Consider the following 20,386-nt stretch of genomic DNA (forward strand, 5'->3'; position numbering starts at 1 on the left):
CCCGGAGGACCATCATGAGCGAGCACGTCTACAAGACCATCGAAATCACCGGCTCTTCGCAGAAATCGAGCGACGACGCGATTCGCTGTGCAATCGACAAGGCCTCGAAAACTTTGCGCAATCTGTGCTGGTTCCAGGTGATCGAGACGCGCGGGCATATCGACAACGGTCAGATCGCGCACTGGCAGGTCACGCTCAAAGTCGGTCTGCGGCTCGAAGACTGACGCATAAACGCTGCATCATCGCTGCGCATTGCTGAACCGCTGCGTCCGGACCCCGGGCGCAGTTCCGGCACGTCTTTGTCTGACGAATTCGTGGATTTCCGCGAATCGTCTGGTCGTTTCCCGCCCGCCGCCGCTCCCACCACTTTCTCCACCTTCGCTCGTCCGCCCAAGCACTCTTCCGATTGCGTTTAAAACGCCGCGCTGCCCGTCCGTCCAACGCTCTGAGCGCCACGCCTTTCGCGCTGCGGGAAAGCACTGCCTTGACGGCCTGTACCAACTATATTAAAAATCGTATACCCAAGCGTCACATCGATCAGCCTCGACATATATTCTGGAGAAGTCATGAGTCAGCAACGCGAGGCGATCGACACGTACCTCCTGCGCGTATTGCATACGCTACTGATGGAGCGCAGCGTCACGCGTGCGGCCGTCAAGCTCAACCAGTCGCAGCCGGCCATCAGCGCGGCATTGCGCCGTTTGCGCGACATTACCGGCGATCCGCTGCTGGTGCGCGGCAAGTCGGGCATGGTGCCGACCGAATACGGGCTGCGCCTGCTCGAACCGACACAGAACGCGCTGCGCGAAATCGAGCGCATCCGGTTCCAGCAGCAGAGTTTCGACCCTGCAACGTCGATCCGCTGCTATCGGATCGGCTGTCCCGACTACCTGAACGTGCTGTTCGTGCCGACCGTGGTCGAGCGGTTCCGGCAGGCGGCGCCGAACGCCCAGCTCGAATTTCACTCGCTCGGCCCCGCCTTCGACTACGAGCTCGCGCTCGAAGACGGCAAGCTCGACACCGTCGTCGGCAACTGGCCCGAGCCGCCCGAACAGCTGCATCTGTCGAATCTGTTCGTCGATCAAATCGTGTGCCTGATGAGCAATACGCATCCGTTCGCGAAGCGCGGCTCGATCACGCTCGACCAGTATCTGAACGCGCCGCACCTCGCGCCAACGCCGTATTCGGTCGGCCAGCGCGGCGCGATCGACGTGCATCTCGCGCGCGAACGGCTGAAGCGCCATGTCGTCGTCACGCTGCCTTACTTCAATCTCGCGCCGTATGTGCTGATCAAGTCCGATCTGATCTTCACGACGACGCGTCTGTTCGCCGACTACTACGCGAAGTTTCTGCCGTTGACGGTGATGGCCGCGCCGCTCGATTTCCCGCCGATGCAGTACTACCAGCTGTGGCACGAGCGCGTGCATTACTCCGACGAAGTGCGCTGGCTGCGCGGGCTCGTGGCCGAGGCGACGCGCACGCTCATCGATAAATAACGGGGGCGTCCGGCTTCGGGCGGCGCGGGTTATCGCGCCGCGTCGTACAACTGCTGCGCCAAGCGGTTATGCCGCTCGATCACGGGTCCCAGTTCGACGGTGGTCAGAACGCCGTCCTTCACGATCTGCCGGCCGCCTATCACGTTATGCGCGACCTGCGACGGCGCGCAGAACACGAGCGCCGCGACCGGGTCCGCCTGGGCGCCCGCAAACAGCGGCTGCCGCAGATCGAACGACACGAAGTCGGCCGCCATGCCCGGCGCGAGCGCGCCGATGTCGTCGCGGCCAAGCACCGTCGCGCCGCCCAGCGTTGCGATTTCGAGCGCCTCGCGTGCGGTCATCGCGTCGGGGCCGAAGCCGACGCGCTGCAACAGCAGCGCCTGCCGCACTTCGGCCACCATCTGCGCGCCGTCGTTCGATGCCGAACCATCGACGCCGAGCCCGACCGGCACGCCCGCGAGCCGCATCCGTTTGACCGGCGCGATGCCCGAGGCAAGCCGCATGTTCGAGCACGGGCAGTGCGCGACGCCGGTGCCCGTGCGCGCAAAGAGTTCGATGCCGGCGTCGTCGAGCTGCACACAATGCGCATGCCACACGTCGCGACCGACCCAGCCGAGGTCTTGCGCGTACTGGGCCGGCGTCATGCCGAACTTCTCGCGGCTATAGGCGACGTCGTTGACGTTCTCGGCCAGATGCGTGTGCAGCGACACGCCGTAGTGACGCGCGAGCGCCGCCGATTCACGCATCAGGTCGCGGCTCACCGAAAACGGCGAACACGGCGCGACGGCGATACGCAGCATCGCGTAGCGGCCGGCGTCGTGATATGTCTCGATCACGCGCTGGGTGTCTGCGAGGATCTGCGCTTCGCCTTCGACGACCTCGTCGGGCGGCAAGCCGCCATCGCGCCTGCCGACGCTCATGCTGCCGCGGCTTGCATGAAAACGCATGCCGATGCGACGCGCGGCTTCGATGCTGTGGTCGAGCCGGCAGCCGTTCGGAAACACGTACAGATGATCGCTCGACGTCGTGCAGCCGGACAGCAGCAGCTCCGCCATCGCGGCCAGCGTCGACACCTCGATCATCTCGGGCGTCAGATGCGCCCACACCTCGTAGAGGCTCGTCAGCCAGCCGAACAGCTCGGCATTCTGCGCGGCGGGCAAGGCGCGCGTGAGGCTCTGGTACATGTGGTGATGCGTGTTGACGAGCCCCGGTATCACGAGGTGGCCGCGCAGGTCGAGCACGTCGTCGGCCGTCTGCGGCAGATCGGCCGTCGCGCCGACCGCGACGATCCGGCCGTCTTCGATATAGAGGCCGGCGTCGCGCAGCTCGCGCCGCGCGTCGTCCATCGTGACCAGTACGGACGCGTGTTTGACCAGCATCGTCTTGCCGCGGATGTTGCGCTGCGTGTCAGTCATTCGTTTCCTCCTTGATCGGCGCTACCTTCGGCGGTCAAAATCGCGTTGGCAATGCGCTGCGCAGCGATAGTGGGATTCGTGGCGGCGATATAGTGGGCGGATGGGGCACGGACACGGACCGGAAGCGGACCGGAAGCGGACCGGAAGCGGCGCGCAACGCGCGTGTGTCCTTATGCGTCAGCCATTATCTTTCCTATCGCGGCCGCGCGGACCTCGCCAATGTTTCTACAATGCTTGTCACGGCGCTCGCTTGAATCCGCCGACGGGTATGTAGCCACTGACGTGGAGCCTCGATCCGCCGCATGGGAACCGGATCGGGCCGCTGCCGGAACCTCGCATTGACATAAGGAAAATCGCGAATGGGCAAGCTTACTACCCACGTGCTCGACACCGCGAACGGCCGTCCCGGCGCCGGCATCAAGGTCGAACTCTTCGCGCTGGCGGGCGACACGCGCCGCGCGCTCAAAACCGCCTCCACCAATCACGACGGCCGCTGCAACGAGCCGCTGCTCGAAGGCAGCGCGTTTGTCGCGGGCGAATACGAGCTCGTGTTTCACGCGGGCGACTATTTCGCGGCAACCGGCGCGCCGTTGCCGCAGCCGCGCTTCGTCGACCGGGTCGTGCTGCGCTTCGGCGTCTCGGATGCGGATGCGCATTACCACGTGCCGCTGCTCGTTTCGCCGTGGTCGTATAGCACGTACCGCGGCAGCTGAGTTGCAGCTGAGTTGCAGCTCAGTTCCAGCTCAGTTCCAGCTCAGTTTCAGCTCAGTTGCTCCGGAGTGGCAGTCGATCGGCAATCTGCCTGTCGAAATCGAAAACAACATCGCGCGCGCTGCTCGACGCATCCGATGCGGCCTATGCCGCGTAGCGCGATTCTCGCATCGGCGCGGTGCTTCGACCGGGTCTCTGCTCGCACCCGTGCGCTTCGAGCACCGCGCCCACGACGAACAGGAAGTGGAGGAGTTTCATGGAAGGCTTTATCACCGACTGGCTGAACCTCGCGATCCGCTGGTTCCATGTGATCGCGGCGATCGCATGGATCGGCGAATCGTTCTATTTCGTCGCCCTCGACAACAGCCTGAAGCCGCCGCAAGACCCGAGCCAGCGGCGCCGCGGTGTGTTCGGCGAACTGTGGCACGTACACGGCGGCGGCTTTTACAACATGCAGAAATACACGGTCGCGCCGCCCGAAATGCCCGACGACCTGCACTGGTCGAAATGGCCGTCGTATACGACCTGGCTGTCCGGTTTCGGGCTCTTCACGGTGCTCTATCTGCTGGCGCCGAACACGTATCTGATCGACCGCAACGTGCTCGATATGGGGCCGGTGGTCGCGATTTTCTCGGCGCTCGGGTTTCTCGCGGGCGGCTGGATCATCTACGACTCGCTGTGCCGGCTGCTCGGCAAGAACGATCGCCTGCTCGGCATCTGCGTGGCGCTCGTCGTGCTCATCGGCGCGTGGCTTGCGTGCCATATCTTCGCGGGCCGCGCCGCGTATCTGATCATGGGCGCGACGCTCGCAACGATCATGTCGGCAAACGTGTTCTTCGTGATCATTCCGGGCCAGCGCAAGATGGTCGACGCGATGCTCAAGGGCGATACGCCGAACCCGATCTACGGCAAGCGCGGCAAGCAGCGCTCGGTGCACAACACGTATTTTACGCTGCCCGTCGTGTTCGCGATGCTGTCGAATCACTACGCGATGACGTACACGCATCCGTACAACTGGGCCGTGCTCGCGGTCATCATGGCGGCCGGCGCGCTGATCCGGCAGTTCTTCGTGATGCGTCATCGTGGCCGGGTGCTCTGGTATCTGCCGCTTGGCGGCGTCGCGCTGATGGCGGCGGCGCTCGTCTGGACGATGCCCAAACGCGTCGTGCCGCAGGCCGAAGCGGCCAACGCGCCGAAGATCGTCGTGGCCGATATCGCGCCGATCCTTCAGCAACGCTGTGCCGCCTGTCACTCCGCGCATCCGACGCTGATGGGCAGTGCGCCCGCCGGCGTGATGTTCGACACGCCGGCCGAGATCTCGCAGAACGCGCAACGGATCTATCAGCAGGCGGTCACGCTGAAGGCGATGCCGCTGGGCAACGTCACGCATATGACCGATGACGAGCGGCAGAAGCTGGCGGCGTGGTTTCAGGGAGGAGCGTCGCAGTAGTTGCGGCGCGGGAACGGGAGCGTGGGCCGCGGCTTGCGCTTCGCGTTTGCAGCATCGATTGCGAAAAAGCGGTTTTGGGCTCACGCCCAAAACCGCTATTTTTATGGGAGCGGCCCGTCTATACGCGGCCGCCCATCAACATCGCTCACGCACGACGCTTAGCGCATCGTCGGTCAGCCACAAGGATTCGGGCAGGTCCTGCTCGTTCAGATTGCACCCCTCGCCGCCGCGATCGACGACGATAAAGTCGCTCACCTGGCCCAGCGCGATCAGCGGATGGTGCCACACACCCTTCGCGTAGTTCACGCCCTGCCATCCGCTTGTGACGAATGCGCGAATCGCCTGCGGATCGAGCGCGCCGGCCGGCGCCACCACGATCAGATACGGCTTTTCGTCGAACGGGATAAACGCCTGGCTGCCGAGCGGATGCCGCTCGAGCATCTTCACTTCGAACGGCAGCGTGCGCGGCTGTCCGCGAAACAGATTGACGAGCGTACGGCCGCCGGCGTCGTTCACGTCCACCTTCGCGAGATCGTGATAGCGGATCGTCGTGCCGAGATTGATCGGAATCTCTCTAGCACCTTCGAGTTCGATGACATCGCCGAACGGCGCGAAGACCTCGCGCGTCAGCGGTTCGATGGGCAGTGTCTTCATTGCATACCTATCCAGAATCGCGTCCAGCATCGTATCCCTCATTGCGTCGACCTGTTCGCGCATCACGCGAGCGTCCCCCACAGCCGCAGACGCGATACGCCGCCGTCGGGAATGATGTTGAAGCGCACATGCGTAATGGGGCCGAGCGCTTCCAGCTCGCTTTCGAAAAAGTGCTGCCTGTCCATCTGCAGCTTCTGCTCGCCGAGCAGCACCGGCCAGAACATCGCCTGCGTGACGAGCGAACTGTCGGTGCCGCCGGTCACATACGCGGCCTGAATCGAACAGCGGTCGGGGTAATTGCCCTTGAAGTGCGCGGTATCTACTTCGATCTTGCGAATCACGCCGGGCTGCGCGAGCGCGACGATGGCCCAGTCGTTGCCGGGCTCGCGGCGGCGCCGCGTTTCCCAGCCGTCGCCCATATTGACGCCGCGGCCCGGCATCAGAATCGTCGATGCGGCGCCGAAGTGCTGGTTGTTCGCACCGACCAGATACGCGCCGTTTTCCATCGCGGCCAGATCGAACAGCTCGGTGCGGCTCGCGCCTGCCCAGTCGACTTGCGGCTGTCCATAGATACGCAGGCGCGCGATGCCGCCGTCCGGATAGATGTTCACGCGCACGTGCGTGTACGCGTTCGTGTCGGTTACATCGAGATAATGGTGGGAGTTGCCTTGCAGCGTCGTCGATGGAACGATTTGCGTCCATTGCGTCGCCTCGTTCGGCGTGCCGTCGACCACGCGCGCCGCCTCCACCGATGCGGCAGGCGGGAAATTACCGGTGAAATGGCTCGTATCGAGGTCGAGCCCCTTGATCGCGCCGGGCCGCGCAAGCTTCACGATGCACCAGTCGTAGCCGGCCGTGCGCTTGCGCCGCGTTTCCCAGCCGTCCATCCATTTGCCGTGTTCGTCGTATTTGCCGGGAATGAACACGGCGGGCTCCGGATTCAGCATCCGGTCCTTCGGCGCAAAAAATTCGTCGCTTGCTTCGAGCGCCTGCGCACCCAGCCGCGGGTCCGCCAGATTCACATAGCGGCGCGTGAAGTCCGGTGCGTTGGGATCGAGAATCGGGAGTGCCATCGTCGTCTTCCTTTGATATCTGATGATGCGTACGGCCTGTACGCGTGCTTCGTGGGTGCGTGTTTGTGTGTGTGTTCGGGTGCGCGGACGGGTGTATGTCTTCAAACGCCGAGCAGATCGTCGAGTCTGAAACGCGCAATCCGATAGATCTGGTCGAGGCTCGCGCGCAGCTCATCCGCGCGACTGTTGTTCACGCGCGCTTCGAAGTTCGCGATGATGCCGTGCCGGTCGTAGCCGCGCACCGCGAGAATGAACGGGAATCCGAACTTTTCGCGGTACGCCGCGTTCAGCTGCAGCAAGTGGTCGAACTCTTCCTGCGTGCATTGGTCGAGACCTGCGCCGCTTTGCTCGCGCGTCGATTCGGCGGTCAGTTCGCCCCGCACCGCCGCCTTGCCCGCCAGTTCCGGGTGCGCATTGATCAGTGCGAGTTGCCGCGCCTCCCCGGCTGTTTCGACGATGCGCGACATCGCGCGATGCAGTTCGTCGATGCTCGCGAACGGGCGCATGCCGGCAGCGGCTTGCGCCACCCACGGCGAATGTTCGAAGATGCCCGACAGCGCGGCAACGAATGCATCGTCCGGAATGCGGTTCAGTTGATCGAACGTGTAATGCGTCGCTTTCATGCGGTCGCCCCGCGCGCCGGTTGCTGATACGGATGATGTTCGCGCCAGTGACGCGCGATGTCGATACGCCGCGTGACCCACACGCGATCGTGCTGTTCGATATGGTCGAGAAAGCGCTGCAGTGCGCGAAACCGGCCCGGTCGTCCGAGCAGCCGGCAATGCATGCCGATCGACATCATCTTCGGCGCTTCGTCGCCTTCTTCGTAAAGCACGTCGAAGGCGTCGCGCAGATACGTGAAGAAATGGTCGGCGGTGTTGTATCCCTGCGGCGTCGCAAACCGCATGTCGTTCGTGTCGAGCGTATAAGGGACGATCAGTTGCGGCACCGTGGCGCCGCCGGTTACGTCGACGTCCATCCAGAACGGCAGATCGTCGCCGTAGTAATCGGAGTCGTATAGAAAGCCGCCGTATTCGGCGACGAGCCGATGCGTGTTCGGACTGTCGCGGCCCGTGTACCAGCCGAGCGGCCGCTCGCCGGTCACGCGCTCGATCGCTGCCATGCCGAGACGCATATGTTCGGCTTCGCGCTCGGGCGGGAAGTCCTGATAGTGAATCCAGCGATACCCGTGGCAGGCGATTTCATGCCCAAGCTCGACGAATGCGCGCGCCGCTTCGGGGTTGCGCTCGATCGCCATGCCGACGCCGAATATGGTCAGCGGCAGGCCGCGCTTTTCGAACTCGCGCAGAATGCGCCACACGCCCGCGCGCGAACCGTATTCGTAGATCGACTCCATGCTCATATGGCGCGCCGGAAACGACGCGGCGCCGACGATTTCCGACAGGAACTGCTCCGATCCGGCGTCGCCGTGCAGGACGCAGTTCTCGCCGCCCTCTTCGTAATTGAGCACAAATTGCACGGCGACGCGGGCGCGCCCGGGCCAGTTTGCCTGCACCGGATGACGGCCGTAGCCGATCAGGTCGCGTGGATAGTTCGGATCGAGTGGCATGATTTGACGGAAAGCAGCAGTTGACGATGAGCACGCGGCGCGGCGCGATGCGGAGTCGATGTCACGGGTTCACATGCGCTCGGATACGCTGCATATGCTCGCACGCGGCGCGGCACGTCGAGCCAGTGTAGCGAAAACGCCGCGGTGCGCGCATACACGCGGACCCATAGTGCGGGTCAGACTCAGTGTATGTGCGGCGCGGCATCGTCGTGTGCGGGGATCGCTTTGTCGCCTGTCGTCGTGCCCGCCGTTGTGCTTGCAGACGCGCCCGACGCATGCGCCGAAAGCCCCGCGTTTACCCGCGTTCCGGCGGCGCGCAAATCGCCTTCAGTCGGGCTGAAGCGCGCGAACGCGCCGTCGTAGCGCTTCGCGAGCGGCCGCGCGTATTCGCCGCGCCTCGCCGTCGAAAGCCGCAGCGCAACCAGCGCTTCGACCCATTTGACGGCGGCGGTCACGCCCTCCACGACCGGCGCGCCAACCGCATCCTCGATCTGCGCGCACAAGTCGACCATGCCCGCGCAGCCGAGCACGATCGCGTCCGAGCCGTCTTCGTCGAGCGCGCGCCGGCATTCGTCGACGATGAGCCGGCACGCAGCCGAGCCCGGTTGATCGAGATCGAGCACGGCGACGTCGGTCGCGCGCACGTTGCGGCAAAAGCGCTTCATGCCATAGCGCTCGGCGAGATGCCACGCCATACCGCAGGTGCGCGACAGCGTCGTCACGACCGAAAAGCCCGGCGCGAGCACGCTTGCCGCATGCATCGCCGCCTCGGCAATGCCGATCACCGGGCCGCGCGCGACTTCGCGCGCCGCGTACAGCCCCGGATCACCAAAGCAGGCGATCACGTAGCCGTCGAAACCTTCGCGCTCGCCTGCCGCAACTTCGGCGAGCAGGCCCGGCGTCGCAAATGCCTCGTCGTAGTAGCCCTCGATCGAAGGCGGACCCATGGTCGGGCTGACCGCCACCACCTCGGTGCCCGGCGCGACGATGTTGCGTGCGCAACGACCCATTGCGTCGGTCATCCGCTGGGTCGTGTTCGGGTTGATCAGTCTGATACGCATGTCGACTCCTGTTGCTGCTCATGCAGGCGCTTTGCGTGGCAGCGTTTCCGGTTACCGCGCGCGGGTGGCCGCGCGCGCTCATTTGTGCGCAATCATGCGGTAGAACACCGCGCCCAGGGCTGCGCCGACGAACCATGAAAAATTCGCCAGTCCGCTCAACGCCGGCACCATCACGCAGAGCACCGCGATCAGCGCCGCCGGCAGCAACGCTGCAACCGCACGATAGTTGACGCCGTTGCGATACCAGTAGGCGCCCTGCTCCGACACCGTGTACAGATCGTCGAGCACGATCTTCTGACGCTTCACGAGGTAGTAGTCGACGATCAGCACGCCATACAGCGGTCCGATAAAGCTGCCGAGCACATCGAGCGTGTAGTGGATCACCGCGGGGTTGTTGAAGAGATTCCACGGCGTGATGAAAATCGATGCAACCGCTGCCAGCATGCCGCCCGCGCGCCAGCTGATCAGACGCGGCGCGACATTCGAAAAGTCGAATGCGGGCGACACGAAGTTCGCGACGATATTGATGCCGATCGTGGCAATCGTGAACGTCAGCGCACCGAGAATGACCGCGGTCGGATAGTCGATGCGGCCCACCGTTTCGACGGGATCGGTAATCAGTTCGCCGAACACCGGCAGCGTCGCGGCGGTCGTGATCACGGTCACGAGCGAGAACGCGAGGAAATTGACCGGCAAGCCCCAGAAATTGCCGCGCTTCACGCTGCGAAAGGTCTTGCCGTAGCGCGAGAAGTCGCCGAAGTTCAGCATGGGCCCCGAGAAATACGACACGACGAGCGAGATCGCCGTGATCATGACCGGCAGCACTTCCATGCCGTGATACTTCACGCCGCCGAGGTTGATACCGATGTTCTGCCAGCCCGCGCGCCACACCATATAACCGGCCAGGATAAACATCACGACATAGACGGCCGGGCCCGCGAAGTCGATGAACTTCTTGATCGTCTCCATGCCGTTCCAGAACACGAGCGCCTGCAGCACCCAAAGCAGCATGAAGCCGGCCCAACCGATCGCCGAGAGCCCCATAAAGCCGTGATGATGAACGTCCGCATACGGCGTCAGCTGCGGGAAGAACTTCAGCACGACGATCACGAGCGCACTCGACGCGAGAAACGTCTGAATGCCATACCACGCCACGGCGATCAAACCGCGAATCACAGCGGGCACATTCGCGCCGAGCACGCCGAACGTCGCGCGGCACGCGACCGGGTACGGCACGCCATTCTGCTGGCTCGGCTTCGCAATGAGGTTGCACAACACATTGACGAGCGTAATGCCGACGAGCAGCGCGATCAGCACCTGCCAGCTCGTCAAACCGAGCGCGAAGAGACTTCCCGCGAACACGTAACCGCCGACGCTATGCACGTCGGACATCCAGAACGCGAAGATGTTGTACGCACCCCAGGTTTGCTTGTGCAACGGCGCGAGATCTTCGTTGTACAGACGTTCGCTATAGCCGGCCGGCAGCATCGGATCGGCTTCCGGCGTGCCGGCGCTGCTGTTGTCTTCGTATGCGGGAATGCCCGGGTTGCCCGGGGATGCGCTGAACTGAGCCATGAACTCCTCCAAGGAATGGGGACCATCGGTCAAAAGCCTGGGTCAAAAGCCTGGGTCAAAAGCCCGGGTCAAAACCGATCAGCCTCTGCATCGTGCATGCCAGTCATGCGGCCGCCGGCGATTGCGTGGCGACCCATGTATTGCGCATGCGCTTTGCCGCGGTGTCTCCGTACTTGCGTACTTGTTTTACTGGCTTGGGCAGAATCCGCGGACTTCTGCCGCAAACCTTGCCGCGTGATGCATGCCGTCCTGCGCAGGCATGCACGTCGCGATCTTCGAGTTCGAATTCAGTGCAGCGCGCACCGCACATGAGCGCGCGTGCGCCGCTTGCGTCATCACGATGCGCGCGGGTTGGCGCGCGTGCCGAACACCTCGTGCAGATCGGCGGCACCGGTAGCCGGCCGGTCGAGCATCTTCAGTTCGACGCTCTGCAAATGGCTCGCCATCAATGCCGCGGCGCTTTTTGCATCGCCGGCGTCGATCGCGGCGAGTATCGCTTCATGGTCCTCGAACGAGCACGGGCTGCGTCCGAGCGATTCGTACAGTGCCGAAATCAAGGTTGAGCGCGCAACGAGTCCGCTCAGGCAGTCGCACAGCACCGTGTTGCCGGTGAGCGCGGCGAGTTCGGTATGAAACTCGCCCGAGAGTCTGATCCATGCGGGAAAGTCGCGCGTCTCGAATGCCTTGCGCTCGCGGCCGATCATCGAGCCGATCGACTTCAGACGCTTCATGCCATGCGCGCCCGCGCAGACCTTTTCGATGACCGCCATCTCGATGATGCGGCGCATCTCGAACACTTCATGCACCTCCTGCAGCGACGGGCTCGCGACGAATGCGCCGCGATTCGGCTCGAGGTCGACGAGCCGCTCGTTCGCCAGCAGCGCCAAAGCCTGCCGGATCGGTCCGCGTTTGACCTCGAACACATCGCATAGCTGTGCTTCCGTCAGCTTCGAGCCCGGTGCGAGGCGATGCTCGAGGATCGCCGAGCGAATGCGCTCGGCGATCGCTTCGGGCTTCAAACCATTCGACGGGATGGTGGACGTGTCGGACATGATCGGGCTGCGCTTATTGGGATGCATCTTAGGACGCCATTAAAAATTGTCAACGATTTTTACGGTCGATTTTTGACAATCTAAAGGACTCTACGTCAGCAATCGGCGCGACAGCCATACACGGATGGACCTGGCTGCGCAGGTGCGGTTAGGCGCAGGCTTACTTTAACGTGTGAGCGACGCGCCACATCGGCCGATTTTGTCAACAATATCGCGAGGCGAGTCCGCGGCAACCGGCTGAATAAGGTCAGGCGGGTATGCGGGACGAGAGAAGATGGCAAGGCGGCGCAAGCGGGTGCCCGGTGCGTGCAGCCCGCTACGCGTCAAAGCGACGACTTTGTGTTTTGGTACCGACTCCGCGCGGGTTCCGCGGCCTATTCGAGCGTCGGGTGTCCCGACACCGTGAGCCTGAAGCCATGGGCATCGGCTTGCAGGTGCGCCTCGGCGCCCACCGGCAACGTGACCATATCCGGAATATGGCCGAACGGGAGGCCCGTGATCACCGGGATCCCGACGACCGAGCGCACCTGCTCGATCATCGCGTACAGATCGTAGCCGTTGTCGTACTCGAACGGCTTGCCGCCCGAAAAGTCGCCGAGCACGAGCGCCTGCTGCCGCTCGAGTATGCCGGCCAGATGCAGTTGATAGATCGCCCGCTCGAGCCGGAACGGCTGCTCGTTGACGTCTTCGAGAAAAAGGATGCCGCCTTCGACCGGCGGCAGATAAGGTGTGCCGACGAGCGACGTGAGCACGGCGAGATTGCCGCCCCACAACGTGCCCGTGACGTCCGCCGACTGCGCCTGCGCAACGCTGCTCGCAATCGTGAAAGTCGGCGTGGAAAGCGCATGCCAGAAGTGCCGCATCGTGAACGAGCTGACCTCGGGCGCGCCGAAATCGACGACGAGCATCGGGCCGCCAAACGTCGTCAAGCCGCTTTGCGCAAGCAGCGCAAGCTGCACCGCAGTGAAGTCGCTATGGCCGACGAAGGCGATCGGCCGGTCCCGCAAACGGCGCTGCAAGCCGTCATAGTCGAGCCCGTGCAGCAAGCGGACCGCGCCATAACCGCCGCGCACGGCAAGCACGATGTCGGGCAGTTCGCGCGACGGGTCGGCGAGGCGATTGAGTTCGGCGGCCCGCTGCGCGTCGGTGCCGGCGAAGCGCTGGTAGCGCCGCTCGGTCGCGTGAATGTTTTCGACGTGATGGCCCTGCGCCCGTAACCGGTGCAGCGCGAGATGCAGCGCGGCGGGATCATGCGGGTAGCCCGAGGGGGCGACCAGTTCGATGGTGCGGTGCGCGTTCATGGCCGGCTTCGATTTGTTAGAGGATTGACGCGTTTGCGTTCGAGCGGAAAATCAACGTACGGCATTCGGTTGCGGAATTCAACGCGCGCGCTTCAAAGCGGCCAGCGCGTGCCGGGGTCCAGTTTCGCGCGTGCCTCGCGCGCGGCACGCCGCCGGTCCGCGAAAAACGACTTCAGCGCCGCCGCGCACTCTTCTTCGAGCACGCCGCCGACCACAACCGTGTGATGATTGAGCTGGCCATTCGCGAAGGCATCGACGACGCTGCCGCATGCGCCCGTTTTCGGATCGCGCGCGCCAAACACGACGCGTGCAATGCGCGCGTGCATGATCGCACCCGCACACATCAGACACGGCTCGAGCGTCACGAACAGTTCGCAGCCCGGCAGGCGGTAATTCTGCAGTCTGCCGGCGGCGGCCCGCAGCGCCGCCATCTCGGCATGCGCCGACGGATCGTGCGACCCGATCGGATGGTTGAAGCCCTTTGCGATCACCTCGTCGCCGCATACGAGCACCGCCCCGACCGGCACTTCGCCGGCCGCGCGCGCCTCTTCGGCTGCGGCTTGCGCGAGCCGCATGAAATAGCGGTCGCGCTCGGATGACGGTTCGGAGAACAAAGGTGTATCGAAGACCGATTCGAGAAATAAATTAAGGGGACGAATAGCGGGTTTCTGACTTTATCGCCAATTCGTCTTTCGATATAACAGATTTTTCGGCGGCGCCGAGCGTCGCAGCCGCGACTCGCCGGCGCGGCCGTGTGTTGCGCGAGGTCTGGTTGATTCGCATTCGCGGAAGGAATCCGCCGCGGCGGGGCTGTCAGGTCGCGTCGCCCATATCGACGCCGGCCGCGCGCTCAGACAGGCGCTCGGCGATCCGGCGGCAATATTCGCGCGGCACGAGCATCGGCCCGCCGCGCAGCGATTCGAGCGCCAGTTCGAGCGCGAGCATCTTTGCCTGCAGACCGCAGCGCGTCGCGCGGTCGCTGACCGCGGCGAGCTCGTCCTGCAAGCTATGCAGCGCCCGCAGTTGCTCCACGGCCGGCGGCACGAAACCGGCATTCTTCAGAATGCGGTTTGCGACTCGCACTTCCTCGGGGACCAACGGGTCGTCTTCGAAATTGAGCGGCGCGCCCGCGCCTGGCAATTCGTCGAATTCACCGCGCGCGGCTGCGGCGGCAATGCGTTGTTCGACTAGCGCATCAAGCAATTTCATGTGCAATCCACTACGTTGCGGCTCGGGCATTCTAACAGCACATCGCGCATATGTTTCGTCCGTAACATAGAGAAGACAGCTCAATTTAAGATTTTTCTAATTGGGTAGCGGTTCGGGCGTAGATATGGTTGAACATTTTCGGTAACCGAATATGCAGAGCCAAAACATATTGATGTGCGTCGGATTGCATATTTCCGTAATTTCTGCCGACCCGGCGCCCATTGCGAGGGGCCGTGCTTTGGCGTCGACACGCTCGCTATTGCGCGCTGCGCTCGGCGCCGTTGCGCTGTCGGTGGCGTTGTCCGGCTGCGGCACGTTCTGCGGATTCGCAGGCGGCAGCGGCAGCGGTTTCGGCGGCGGATGTTCGACCGGCGTGCGGTTCTAGCTCGTGGCCAGCGGCCAGCGCGCAAGCGCGACATGACGACCGCGGCCGAGCAGACTATGCACGAGCACGAAATCCCGCACTGTCCAGCCGATCATGTCTGGCAGCGGCTCGACGAAGCGGCGCCGCGCATCGGCCGGCGCGCGATAGCCAAGCGTGACATGCGGTGTGAACGGCACTCGTGTTCGCCCCGCAAATCCCGCGTGCTCGAGTGCTTTGCCCAAGGTCGAACGAAACTCCATCAGTGCGAGCGCGCCCTCGTGTGCGCGCAGCACGAGCGGCCTTCCACGAAAATCCTCGGCGCGATCGAATGCGACAGCGAACGCATTCGTTCTGACTGTCGATGCCGCACGAATTGCTCTTGCAACCATTGCTTGCGGCAAACCTCCGGCGTAGTTGCCAAGATGATGCAACGTCACGTGATAACGATCGGTTCCAGGCGGCGCCGGAATGCTCGGGCCGCGCTGCACGCCGCATACGTGATGCGCAATGCGTTCGATGCGTTGCGCGCTGCGCGTGTCGGGAAATAGCGCGAAAAACAGGCCGTCTGTCGGCAACGGTACGGCGTCGAATCCGGGCAATGAAAGTTGTACGTCAGCCATACTCGCGTGCTGTTCGGGTTGAGCGCGTTCACACGATACCGCGTCATGCTTCTGTCGGAAGCGGTTCGGGCAAACCCGCCGTTGTTTTATAAGGACTGGCTGACTAGCATGTCGTCTACCAGCCGCCTTGCTCAGAATGCGAGCGGCATCATCGGAGCGAGCGCGACGAGCCATGAGTCTTCTTGAACTCAGAGGCATTTCCAAGCACTTCGGGGCCATCCAGGCATTGACCGACGTCACGCTCGGTCTCGAGCCGGGCCAGGTCGTCGGCCTGATGGGCGACAACGGGGCCGGCAAATCCACCCTCGTCAAGGTTATCGCCGGCAACTTCCCACCCTCGCATGGCGAGATACGAATCGACGGCAAGCCTGTGCATTTCGGCAAGCCCGTCGATGCACGCGCGCAGGGAATCGAAGTCGTCTACCAGGATCTCGCGCTGTGCGACAACCTCACGGCGGCCGCCAATGTTTTTCTCGGCCGCGAGCCGCGCATCGGCTTCGGACCGATCCGTGTGCTCGATCACGCCGCCATGTACCGCCGCGCAGGAGAACTGTTCAAGGAGTTGAAGTCCGAGACGCGCCCGCGCGATCTCGTGCGGCAGATGTCGGGCGGGCAGCGGCAGGCCGTCGCGATCGCGCGCACGCGTCTGTCCGAAGCGCGGCTCGTCATCATGGACGAACCGACCGCGGCCATCAGCGTGCGCCAGGTGGCCGAAGTGCTCGAGCTGATCAAACGCCTTGCCGGGCACGGCATCGCCGTGATTCTGATCAGCCACCGGATGCCCGACGTGTTCTCGGTCGCCGACCGCGTCGTCGTGATGCGGCGCGGACGCAAGGTCGCGGACAAGCAGACCGCGGCGTCGTCGCCCGAGGAAGTGACGGGCCTGATCACGGGCGCCATCGCCGCCGCGTGAAGCATCGGAAGCACCCCGAACAACCCGTACCACCTGACTGAAGCACCCGAACCACCCGCACGGGAGACCCGAAATTGAACGATGCGCCGGAAAGGCCCAGTCCAATGCAGACCCTGCTTGACGATCCGCAATCGGCGAGAACGCATACGCGCTGGTCGGGACTGCTGGCAAGCCAGGTGTTCTGGGTCGTGCTCGCGACGATCGTCGCTTGCGTCGTGCTGTCGTTCGCCACGTCGAGCTTCGCGACGTCGCAAAATCTTTTCAACGTCACGCGCAACTTCGCATTCGTCGCGATCGTCGCGCTCGGCGCAATGGCCGTGATCGTCACGGGCGGCATCGATATTTCGGTGGGCTCGACGATCGGTCTGAGCGGCATCGTGCTGTCGGTCGTGATGAATGCGGGCTATCCGATCTGGGCCGGCATCGGCCTCGCGCTCCTGACGGCCGGCGCGGTCGGGCTCGTCAACGGCGTGCTGATCGCGTATCTGAACATGCAGCCGTTCGTCGTCACGCTTGGCATGCTAAGCGTGGGCCGCAGCCTCGCGCTCGTTATTTCGGGTAGCAGAACGATTTTCGATTTCGGACCGGACGGCAGCAAGCTCCTCAAACTCGGCGGCGGCTCGACCCTCGGCGTCGCCAATCCGGTGTGGTTTCTCGTCGTGCTCGCTGTGCTCTTCTGGTTCGCGTTTGCCTTCACGCGCTGGGGACGCTATGTATTCGCGGTCGGCGGCAACCGTCACGCGGCGAATCTGACCGGCGTGCCGGTGCGCCGCATTCTCTGCTCGGTTTACGTGCTCGGCGGTTTGATGGCGGGCGTCGCGGCCGTGCTCGAAGTCGGCTGGCTCGGCGCCGTCACGACGGGCCTCGGCACCGGCGACGAATTGCGTGTGATCGCCGCAACCGTGATCGGCGGCACCAACCTGATGGGCGGCATCGGCAGCGCGTTCGGCACGGTCGTCGGCGCGGCGCTTATCGAAGTGATCCGCAACAGCCTGATCCTGCTTGGCGTCGATTCGTTCTGGCAAGGGACGGTCGTCGGCTCTTTCATTATCGTCGCCGTGCTGTTCAACCGGCTCGGCGGCGAGCGGCAAAACGATTGACAAGTCTTCGCTGCGCGCCGTCCGCCTTCGCCGACGGCGCCACGCAAGGCGGAGCGACCGGTCGACGCGCGGAACTGCCGGGCGCAGGTGTGCAGGTTTTTCGAGCTGTTCGCCACACAAAACCGCAAGGTTCCGCAGACACGGCAGACCTCGCCACGGGCCTGCCTTGGGAAACGTTGTGAAAATTGTGCGAAGAGACACGGGCACCGCGACGCCGGCGCCGAACAGGAGGCAACAATGAAGAAAATGCTGATGTGTCTTGCTGCGATCACGGGCCTTGCCATGCTGGCCTCGCCGGTGTTCGCGGCCGACAAGACCCTGGCCCTCGTCGTGAAGGGTCTTGACAACCCCTACTTCGACCTCATGCATCAGGGATGCGAGCGCGCGAACAAGGAGCTCCACAAGCAAGGCTATAACTGCTACTACACCGGCCCCGCGACGGCGGCCGACGAAAGCGCGGAAGTGCAGATCATCGACGACCTGCTGACGAAGGGCGTCGCGGCGATTGCGATTTCGCCGTCGAACGCGCCGGCGATTGCCGAAGTGATCCGCCGCCGCAACACGAAAATTCCGATCATCACCGCCGATGCCGATCTGCTGCCGAAGGACGCGTCGTTGCGCAAGAGCTATGTCGGCACCGATAACTACGAGCTCGGTTTCAAGCTCGGCGAACAGTTGAAGCTGCTGTTGCCGAAGGGTGGAAATATCTGCCTCGTGATGGGCAACCCGGCCGCCGAAAACATCAACCAGCGTGCGCAAGGCACGCGCGACGCGCTGTCCGGCAAGAAGGGGATCGCCAAGCTGGCCGGCGAGAACAACTGGCGCGAGATCGGCGCGTGCCCGCTGTACGTGAACGACGACGCGGCCAAAGCGAACCAGATGATGCAGGACACGCTGACAGCCAACGCGACGGGCCTCGATGCCTTCGTGCTCGAGGGCGGCTGGCCGCTGTTTGCGCCGCAGGCGTATTCGCAGGTCGTGGCGCCGATTATGGATAAGATCGCAAGCGGCAAGTTCGCCATTGTGTCGGCCGACACGCTGGGACCGGAAATCCAGGCGTTAAAGGATCACAAGGTCAATGTGCTGGTCGGCCAGCGGCCCGAAGAGATGGGCTATCAGGCCGCGATGGTGATGCGCGATCTCGCTGAAGGGAAGTCGGTCAAGCCGGTGATTCATACGGGGCTCGATACCTGCACATGGAAGAACGCGGATACGTGTCTCAAGCATTGAGGGCGAAGTGCGTCCGATCGCCATGACGCCTGTGCAAGCCGGGGCCGCGGCGCCCCGGCTGCCGCGCTGGCGCGCATATGCGCGCCAGCGCGATGCAATTGCATGGCTTCGCTAGGCGAAATTTTTCGCAAGCGTCGATAGATAGTCTTCGATCGGCATCGATGCGCGCATCTCCATCAGATCCTTGCCGGTCTTGCCGACGAGCGTGCGGAACCGGCGGCTCCTGCCCGTCGCAAGCGCTTCGATCTCGTCGACGATCAGTTGCGGATCGTCGCGCAAGCTTTCGTCGCTCGACATCATCATTGCATTCACCTTGTCGATCAGTGGATCGTAGTCCCTGATCTCGCGGTGCGTACTGAACACTACTTTTTCGACGAAGCGGTTGCCTTTGAAACCGCCGGGCTCGACGAGATGAAGGTCGATATTGAACGGCTTGAGCTCGTAGTAGAGCCCTTCGATCAAACCTTCGAGCGCGAACTTCGACATGTTGTACAGCGAGCCGGTCGGCACCGCGGTCGTCACGCCCATAAACGAACTGAAGTTGATGAACCGGCCGCCTTTGCGCTCGCGAAAGTGCGGCAAAAACGCGCGGATGACGTTGATCGGTCCTCGCACGTTCACGGCAAACTGCCAGTCGATCGTGTGCTCTTCGGCAAATTCGAGCGGACCATACGAGCCCGCGCCCGCATTGTTGACGACGACATCGATCTGGCCGAACGCGTCGATTGCGGCTTCGGTCGCGGCGCGCGCCTGCGCCGGGTCGGTCACGTCGAGCTTGAAGAGGCGGATACGCTCGTGCTTTTGCAGTTCGGTCTCCTGCCCGGGGTCGCGCAGCGTCGCAGCGACGTTCCAGCCATGCCGCGCAAAATGGACCGCGGTGTGGCGACCGAGGCCACTGCTGGTGCCGGTGATGAATATCGATCTTGTCGTGAGCGCTCCTGTTTTCGCGTTCCGCTCGCACGCGATTGCGACCAAAAATAATTGACAGATTGATCTAAAATAGACAGCAAAAAAAGCGCGCACCGCTCGATGCGCGCCTATCACCCGAGACTGCGCAATGCCATCTGCGCGATATCGCGCAATACGTCTTTCGTTGCTCCGCCGCGAGCGGCCAGCTTGATGCCCGACAGCGTTGCACCCAAAAAATGCGCGGCGGCCCGCTCATCGACGTCGGCTGCGATTTCGCCGTCCGCTTTCGCCTTCGCGATGCAGCGCTCGAGCGCCGTGCGCAACGTATGGGCGGCGGTATCCGTCAGTGCGGTAATCTCGGGATCGGTGCGGCCGAACTCGCACACCGCATGCGTGCCGAGGCATGCACGCAACGGCCTGTCGACGAAATCGGCCAGCAGCTGTTCGATACCTTTGCGCGCGGACGCCGAGCGGTTCAGTATCCGCAGATGTTCCGACACGCTCTGCGCGATGTAGGTGCGCAACGCCTCGAGATACAAATTGCGCTTGTCGCCGAATGCGTTCTACAAACTCTGCCGGCTCAGATCCATCGCCGTCAGCAGGTCGTCCGTCGAGGTACCGGAATAGCCGTGCTCGGAGAAGGCGTCGATAGCCCGCTCCAATGCCTCGTCACGATCGAACAG

21 protein-coding genes are annotated in these 20,386 nt (G+C 63.5%); 7 read left to right on the forward strand and 14 right to left on the reverse strand.

The genetic code is table 11. The features are described from left to right. The first annotated feature begins 14 nt into the window (after window positions 1-14). Both QYH69_RS10550 and QYH69_RS10555 read left to right on the forward strand, forming a co-directional pair. The gene (locus tag QYH69_RS10550) at window positions 15-224 is read left to right on the forward strand and encodes a dodecin (RefSeq protein ID WP_308831800.1); all 210 of its coding nucleotides are present in this window, start codon (window positions 15-17) and stop codon (window positions 222-224) included. A gap of 342 nt (window positions 225-566) precedes the next feature. Beyond that, window positions 567-1,496: a LysR substrate-binding domain-containing protein gene (locus QYH69_RS10555; RefSeq protein WP_308831801.1), complete on the forward strand. Its 930-nt coding sequence runs from the start codon at window positions 567-569 to the stop codon at window positions 1,494-1,496. Window positions 1,497-1,525: 29 nt separating this feature from the next. On the opposite strand, the gene QYH69_RS10560 is transcribed toward QYH69_RS10555, so the two are convergent. Continuing rightward, window positions 1,526-2,911, reverse strand: a complete 1,386-nt coding sequence (locus QYH69_RS10560; RefSeq protein WP_308831802.1) for an 8-oxoguanine deaminase — start codon at window positions 2,909-2,911, stop codon at window positions 1,526-1,528. A 359-nt stretch (window positions 2,912-3,270) separates the two neighbouring features. On the opposite strand from QYH69_RS10560, the gene uraH reads away from it, so the two are divergent. Both uraH and QYH69_RS10570 read left to right on the forward strand, forming a co-directional pair. After that, window positions 3,271-3,624 carry a hydroxyisourate hydrolase gene (gene uraH, locus QYH69_RS10565; RefSeq protein WP_308831803.1) on the forward strand — a complete coding sequence of 118 codons (354 nt, stop codon included), beginning with the start codon at window positions 3,271-3,273 and terminating at the stop codon, window positions 3,622-3,624. A 254-nt stretch (window positions 3,625-3,878) separates the two neighbouring features. After that, window positions 3,879-5,072 (forward strand): urate hydroxylase PuuD, encoded by a 1,194-nt coding sequence (locus QYH69_RS10570; protein WP_308831804.1) that lies wholly within the window; start codon window positions 3,879-3,881, stop codon window positions 5,070-5,072. Between the two features lie 135 nt (window positions 5,073-5,207). On the opposite strand, the gene QYH69_RS10575 is transcribed toward QYH69_RS10570, so the two are convergent. The 11 genes from QYH69_RS10575 to QYH69_RS10625 form a co-directional block, all read right to left on the reverse strand. Then, a complete protein-coding gene (locus tag QYH69_RS10575; RefSeq protein WP_308831805.1) occupies window positions 5,208-5,726 on the reverse strand; it encodes an ureidoglycolate lyase in 519 nt (172 codons plus the stop codon). Between the two features lie 62 nt (window positions 5,727-5,788). After that, complete coding sequence (alc, locus tag QYH69_RS10580; RefSeq protein WP_308831806.1) at window positions 5,789-6,799, reverse strand: allantoicase; 1,011 nt, start codon at window positions 6,797-6,799, stop codon at window positions 5,789-5,791. Window positions 6,800-6,900: 101 nt separating this feature from the next. Then, window positions 6,901-7,422 (reverse strand): 2-oxo-4-hydroxy-4-carboxy-5-ureidoimidazoline decarboxylase, encoded by a 522-nt coding sequence (uraD, locus tag QYH69_RS10585; RefSeq protein WP_308831807.1) that lies wholly within the window; start codon window positions 7,420-7,422, stop codon window positions 6,901-6,903. Continuing rightward, window positions 7,419-8,369, reverse strand: coding sequence for an allantoinase PuuE (gene puuE / locus QYH69_RS10590; RefSeq protein ID WP_308831808.1), 951 nt, complete (start codon window positions 8,367-8,369; stop codon window positions 7,419-7,421). Before puuE ends, uraD begins: the two co-directional genes overlap by 4 nt. Window positions 8,370-8,551: 182 nt before the next feature. Beyond that, window positions 8,552-9,430: an aspartate/glutamate racemase family protein gene (locus QYH69_RS10595; RefSeq protein ID WP_308831809.1), complete on the reverse strand. Its 879-nt coding sequence runs from the start codon at window positions 9,428-9,430 to the stop codon at window positions 8,552-8,554. A gap of 78 nt (window positions 9,431-9,508) precedes the next feature. Next, entirely contained in the window at window positions 9,509-11,005 is a 1,497-nt protein-coding gene (locus tag QYH69_RS10600) for an NCS1 family nucleobase:cation symporter-1 (RefSeq protein ID WP_308831810.1), read from the reverse strand. Window positions 11,006-11,340: 335 nt separating this feature from the next. Then, window positions 11,341-12,057, reverse strand: a complete 717-nt coding sequence (locus QYH69_RS10605) for a GntR family transcriptional regulator (protein ID WP_308831811.1) — start codon at window positions 12,055-12,057, stop codon at window positions 11,341-11,343. 374 nt (window positions 12,058-12,431) lie between these two features. Beyond that, window positions 12,432-13,358 (reverse strand): muramoyltetrapeptide carboxypeptidase, encoded by a 927-nt coding sequence (ldcA, locus tag QYH69_RS10610; protein WP_308831812.1) that lies wholly within the window; start codon window positions 13,356-13,358, stop codon window positions 12,432-12,434. Window positions 13,359-13,450: 92 nt separating this feature from the next. Then, window positions 13,451-13,972 carry a tRNA adenosine(34) deaminase TadA gene (gene tadA, locus QYH69_RS10615; protein ID WP_308831813.1) on the reverse strand — a complete coding sequence of 174 codons (522 nt, stop codon included), beginning with the start codon at window positions 13,970-13,972 and terminating at the stop codon, window positions 13,451-13,453. Between the two features lie 199 nt (window positions 13,973-14,171). Further along, window positions 14,172-14,567 (reverse strand): DUF1992 domain-containing protein, encoded by a 396-nt coding sequence (locus QYH69_RS10620; RefSeq protein WP_308831814.1) that lies wholly within the window; start codon window positions 14,565-14,567, stop codon window positions 14,172-14,174. A gap of 381 nt (window positions 14,568-14,948) precedes the next feature. Beyond that, window positions 14,949-15,551, reverse strand: coding sequence for a 2'-5' RNA ligase family protein (locus QYH69_RS10625; RefSeq protein WP_308831815.1), 603 nt, complete (start codon window positions 15,549-15,551; stop codon window positions 14,949-14,951). Window positions 15,552-15,723: 172 nt separating this feature from the next. On the opposite strand from QYH69_RS10625, the gene QYH69_RS10630 reads away from it, so the two are divergent. From QYH69_RS10630 to QYH69_RS10640, 3 genes are all read left to right on the forward strand, one after another. Continuing rightward, on the forward strand, window positions 15,724-16,464 hold the full coding sequence (locus tag QYH69_RS10630; RefSeq protein WP_075156959.1) for an ATP-binding cassette domain-containing protein: 741 nt from the start codon (window positions 15,724-15,726) through the stop codon (window positions 16,462-16,464). Between the two features lie 104 nt (window positions 16,465-16,568). Then, complete coding sequence (locus tag QYH69_RS10635) at window positions 16,569-17,564, forward strand: ABC transporter permease (protein ID WP_308831816.1); 996 nt, start codon at window positions 16,569-16,571, stop codon at window positions 17,562-17,564. A gap of 237 nt (window positions 17,565-17,801) precedes the next feature. Next, entirely contained in the window at window positions 17,802-18,794 is a 993-nt protein-coding gene (locus tag QYH69_RS10640) for a sugar-binding protein (protein WP_308831817.1), read from the forward strand. A 111-nt stretch (window positions 18,795-18,905) separates the two neighbouring features. Here QYH69_RS10640 and QYH69_RS10645 read toward each other — a convergent pair whose 3' ends face one another. Next, window positions 18,906-19,769 carry an SDR family oxidoreductase gene (locus QYH69_RS10645; RefSeq protein WP_308831818.1) on the reverse strand — a complete coding sequence of 288 codons (864 nt, stop codon included), beginning with the start codon at window positions 19,767-19,769 and terminating at the stop codon, window positions 18,906-18,908. 65 nt (window positions 19,770-19,834) lie between these two features. Next, window positions 19,835-20,227, reverse strand: a complete 393-nt coding sequence (locus QYH69_RS10650) for a TetR family transcriptional regulator C-terminal domain-containing protein (protein ID WP_308831819.1) — start codon at window positions 20,225-20,227, stop codon at window positions 19,835-19,837. Between the last annotated feature and the right edge of the window lie 159 nt (window positions 20,228-20,386).

Source organism: Paraburkholderia sp. SARCC-3016 (genome assembly GCF_031119615.1).
Lineage (GTDB): Bacteria > Pseudomonadota > Gammaproteobacteria > Burkholderiales > Burkholderiaceae > Paraburkholderia.

Excerpts from the sequence above, each read along its gene's own strand:
- QYH69_RS10550 (WP_308831800.1), top strand. The coding sequence starts at position 15 with ATGAGCGAGCACGTCTACAAGACCATCGAAATCACCGGCTCTTCGCAG.
- QYH69_RS10555 (WP_308831801.1), top strand. The coding sequence starts at position 567 with ATGAGTCAGCAACGCGAGGCGATCGACACGTACCTCCTGCGCGTATTG.
- QYH69_RS10560 (WP_308831802.1), bottom strand. The coding sequence starts at position 2,911 with ATGACTGACACGCAGCGCAACATCCGCGGCAAGACGATGCTGGTCAAA.
- uraH (WP_308831803.1), top strand. The coding sequence starts at position 3,271 with ATGGGCAAGCTTACTACCCACGTGCTCGACACCGCGAACGGCCGTCCC.
- QYH69_RS10570 (WP_308831804.1), top strand. The coding sequence starts at position 3,879 with ATGGAAGGCTTTATCACCGACTGGCTGAACCTCGCGATCCGCTGGTTC.
- QYH69_RS10575 (WP_308831805.1), bottom strand. The coding sequence starts at position 5,726 with ATGAAGACACTGCCCATCGAACCGCTGACGCGCGAGGTCTTCGCGCCG.
- alc (WP_308831806.1), bottom strand. The coding sequence starts at position 6,799 with ATGGCACTCCCGATTCTCGATCCCAACGCACCGGACTTCACGCGCCGC.
- uraD (WP_308831807.1), bottom strand. The coding sequence starts at position 7,422 with ATGAAAGCGACGCATTACACGTTCGATCAACTGAACCGCATTCCGGAC.
- puuE (WP_308831808.1), bottom strand. The coding sequence starts at position 8,369 with ATGCCACTCGATCCGAACTATCCACGCGACCTGATCGGCTACGGCCGT.
- QYH69_RS10595 (WP_308831809.1), bottom strand. The coding sequence starts at position 9,430 with ATGCGTATCAGACTGATCAACCCGAACACGACCCAGCGGATGACCGAC.
- QYH69_RS10600 (WP_308831810.1), bottom strand. The coding sequence starts at position 11,005 with ATGGCTCAGTTCAGCGCATCCCCGGGCAACCCGGGCATTCCCGCATAC.
- QYH69_RS10605 (WP_308831811.1), bottom strand. The coding sequence starts at position 12,057 with ATGTCCGACACGTCCACCATCCCGTCGAATGGTTTGAAGCCCGAAGCG.
- ldcA (WP_308831812.1), bottom strand. The coding sequence starts at position 13,358 with ATGAACGCGCACCGCACCATCGAACTGGTCGCCCCCTCGGGCTACCCG.
- QYH69_RS10620 (WP_308831814.1), bottom strand. The coding sequence starts at position 14,567 with ATGAAATTGCTTGATGCGCTAGTCGAACAACGCATTGCCGCCGCAGCC.
- QYH69_RS10625 (WP_308831815.1), bottom strand. The coding sequence starts at position 15,551 with ATGGCTGACGTACAACTTTCATTGCCCGGATTCGACGCCGTACCGTTG.
- QYH69_RS10630 (WP_075156959.1), top strand. The coding sequence starts at position 15,724 with ATGAGTCTTCTTGAACTCAGAGGCATTTCCAAGCACTTCGGGGCCATC.
- QYH69_RS10635 (WP_308831816.1), top strand. The coding sequence starts at position 16,569 with ATGCAGACCCTGCTTGACGATCCGCAATCGGCGAGAACGCATACGCGC.
- QYH69_RS10640 (WP_308831817.1), top strand. The coding sequence starts at position 17,802 with ATGAAGAAAATGCTGATGTGTCTTGCTGCGATCACGGGCCTTGCCATG.